Source organism: uncultured Nevskia sp., from assembly GCF_903885465.1.
GTDB lineage: Bacteria > Pseudomonadota > Gammaproteobacteria > Nevskiales > Nevskiaceae > Nevskia.
In genome coordinates this window covers 1-2669 of sequence record NZ_CAISIQ010000246.1, presented here as the reverse complement: position 1 = coordinate 2669, position 2669 = coordinate 1, and the positions used below count along the sequence as shown (strand labels likewise).

Here is a 2669-nt window from a genome sequence, read left to right as displayed (position 1 = left end):
CCGACGTTCAGCAGCGACGAGCATGAGGCAAAGGGGCTGTGCTCACAGCCTGCAACCGGAGCATGCGCCTGTGGCTGACGATCCCGCCAAACCTCGTTCGATCTCTACCGCCATTGCCTCGGTCATCTCGCTGGGCAAGGACCTGGTGGCGCTGCTGCGCGACGGATCGCTGTTCATGCTCGCGGTCCTGCTTGTGGTGTTTCCGACGCAGTTCAACGCGATGCTGGTGGCGGCCGGATTCAAGGAAGGCAATGTCGCCGGCTTCAAGTGGCAGGCCTCGTTGACCGAAACCGACAGCGCGTTGCAGAAGGCGCAGGAGACGATCTCCCAGTTGCAGCGCAAGAACGAAGAGCTGGCGAAAACGCTGGGCGAAGCCAGCACGCAGATCGTCGGTGGCGATGGCCAGCTGAAGGCGCAGATCGTCGAACTGCAGCAGGGCAATCGAACCCTTTCGGAGAACGTGCAGACGGTTCAGACCAAGGTCGACGAGCGCCTGCTGTCGAATGAGCAACTGGTCGCGAGTGCTGATCGTCCGGCTGCCGCGGCGCCCGTGGAGGTGGTCACCGCGGCACCGCCACCGCCGGCCAGCCGCTATATCGTCGGCTTCCAGACTGTCGGTTTCGATACCGCGGTCCGCGAGCGGATCAATAAGGCTCTTGAGGCGCGCGGCTATCAGATCAGCGATGTGTCTGCGAGCTACGACAGCAGACCGAGTTGGTTCGCCACGCAGTCGACTGTCTTCTACTACGCAACGCCGGCGCTGCCCGCGGCGAAGGATCTGGCCGAGCGGCTGCAGCAGGAAACCGGAGTGCGCTTTGCCGTGCAGCGCGGAGCGGGTCTTGGTGTCGAGCCGAACCTGCGCAACGTGACGCTGTACGTGCACTACCTGAAGTGAGCGGTGCTCAGCGCTTGCTTGCCCGCGTCATCAGGTAGGACTGACGCACGCGGTTATCGGCAAAGTAGCTCTCGACGATGGCGACCACTTCGGCACGGAAGGCAGCGAGCCGTTCCGGTTGATCGCCGAGGGTCTGGACCACCTTGATGAACGGCGCTGCCGTGTGTTCCATGTTGGCCCCGTAATGGCGCGGGCTCAGCGCGGGGATGGTCATTTCGTCGCGATGGAATTCGACGCCGCTCACCGCATCGCCCAACCAGCGACGGATGTTCGAGGTTTCGCCCCAGCTGCTCGATGCCGCGGCACCGGGCGGGAGTGGCAGATAGCGGCCGACCAGATCGAACAGACGCCCGATGACCAGCTCCGGTGGCCAGGTCGAGAAAGCGATGCGGCCGCCGGGTTTCAGCACTCGCAGCATCTCGGCGATCGCCCGCTCCGGGCGCGGCGCGAACATGTGGCCGAACTGGCTGAGCACAACGTCGAAACTCGCATCGGCGTAGGGCAGGGCCTCGACATCGCCCTCGGTGAAATCGATCGCAGCATCGACGATTGCGGCATTGCGTCGTGCATCGACCAGCAGCGCCGGCGCAAGGTCAAGACCTTTGACGTTCGCGCCACGCAGCGCCGCAGTGAGCGCCACGACGCCGGTGCCGCAAGCGACGTCGAGCACGGCCTCGCCCGCCGTGATGCCGGCGTAACGGACCAGCGCGGCCGCGGCTGGCGTGGTGAACGGCGCAATCGGTGCGAACAGGCCCCAGCCCTCACGCTGGGCTGCCTTCATCGCGGCATACGGGTCTTCACTCGGCGACATCGGCGACCTGCAGGCTGGGCTCGTAGCGGGCAAGAATGTCGCTCAGCGTGCGGCTGATCTTCGACGACAGGCGGATCATCTCGATGCGCGGCCAGGTCTGGCGCTGACCTTCGAGCAGCATGTCGCCGATCTCGCGGTGGGTCATCGGCGACACCAGCTTCAGCGGCGATACCAGCCGGCGTTCCGGCGTGATGTTGATGTCGCCGGTGTACTGCTGCGACAGCAGATCGTGAACGATCTTGTTGACCGAGCCGGCTGTCGAGGTCGGCAGGTACTTGCCGAGCATCACGTCAGTGGATTTGAGCACGCCGCGCGCCGAGCTTTTCATCATGTCCAGCAGCGGCCGCAGATGGTTCTGCTTGAGCTTGTGGTCGCGGAACATCGGCATCAGCACCGGATTGATGTAGCTGACCGTGTAGTGGTTGGTGCCGTACAGACGGGCCAGCTGCTTGGCCGGCAGATCGGCGGCGAACACGCCGTCGATCCAGCGCGCCTTCAGATACGGCACGGTGTTGCCCTGAGCATCGCGCGCCAGCAACTGCACCGGCTCGAACAGGCCCGGCACCGCGCAGGAGGCGCGTACTGCGGAGCGGATCAGCACATGCGGCGAGGTGATCGCATTGAGCAGACGCGGGCTCTGATGACGCTCGCAGGGGCTGACCGAAATGCTGATGTTGCGGCCAGAGCGCTCGAAGGCTTCGCGGAAGGTCATGTCCGGAATCAGTCGATCGAAGGTGGCATCGAACGAGGTTGCACCGAAGAAGCGGCGCAGGCCGGTGGTGCGCTCCAGCAGGTTCGGGCTCCAGGGTTCGCCGAAGAAGATGTTCTCCGGGGTCAGGAAGCCGCGCAGTTCATCGTCACTGCGGGTACCAATCACGGCGGCGACGATGGCGCCGGCGCTGGAGCCGGAGATCACCGACGGCAGCACGCCTTCATCGAACAGCGCCTTGGCGACGCCGAAGT

Annotated in this window: 3 protein-coding genes; 1 reads left to right on the top strand and 2 read right to left on the bottom strand. The window is 64.8% G+C overall.

What is annotated here, in order from left to right:
- Positions 1 to 70: 70 nt before the first annotated feature.
- Positions 71 to 895 carry a hypothetical protein gene (locus tag QZY06_RS09260; protein ID WP_295683228.1) on the top strand — a complete coding sequence of 275 codons (825 nt, stop codon included), beginning with the start codon at positions 71 to 73 and terminating at the stop codon, positions 893 to 895.
- A 7-nt stretch (positions 896 to 902) separates the two neighbouring features.
- Here the strand turns inward: QZY06_RS09260 and QZY06_RS09255 are convergent, their stop codons facing one another.
- Complete coding sequence (locus QZY06_RS09255; protein WP_295683226.1) at positions 903 to 1706, bottom strand: class I SAM-dependent methyltransferase; 804 nt, start codon at positions 1704 to 1706, stop codon at positions 903 to 905.
- Positions 1693 to 2669 (bottom strand): patatin-like phospholipase family protein (locus QZY06_RS09250; protein ID WP_295683224.1); only part of this gene is annotated, 977 nt, incomplete at its 5' end. The genes QZY06_RS09255 and QZY06_RS09250, both read right to left, overlap by 14 nt.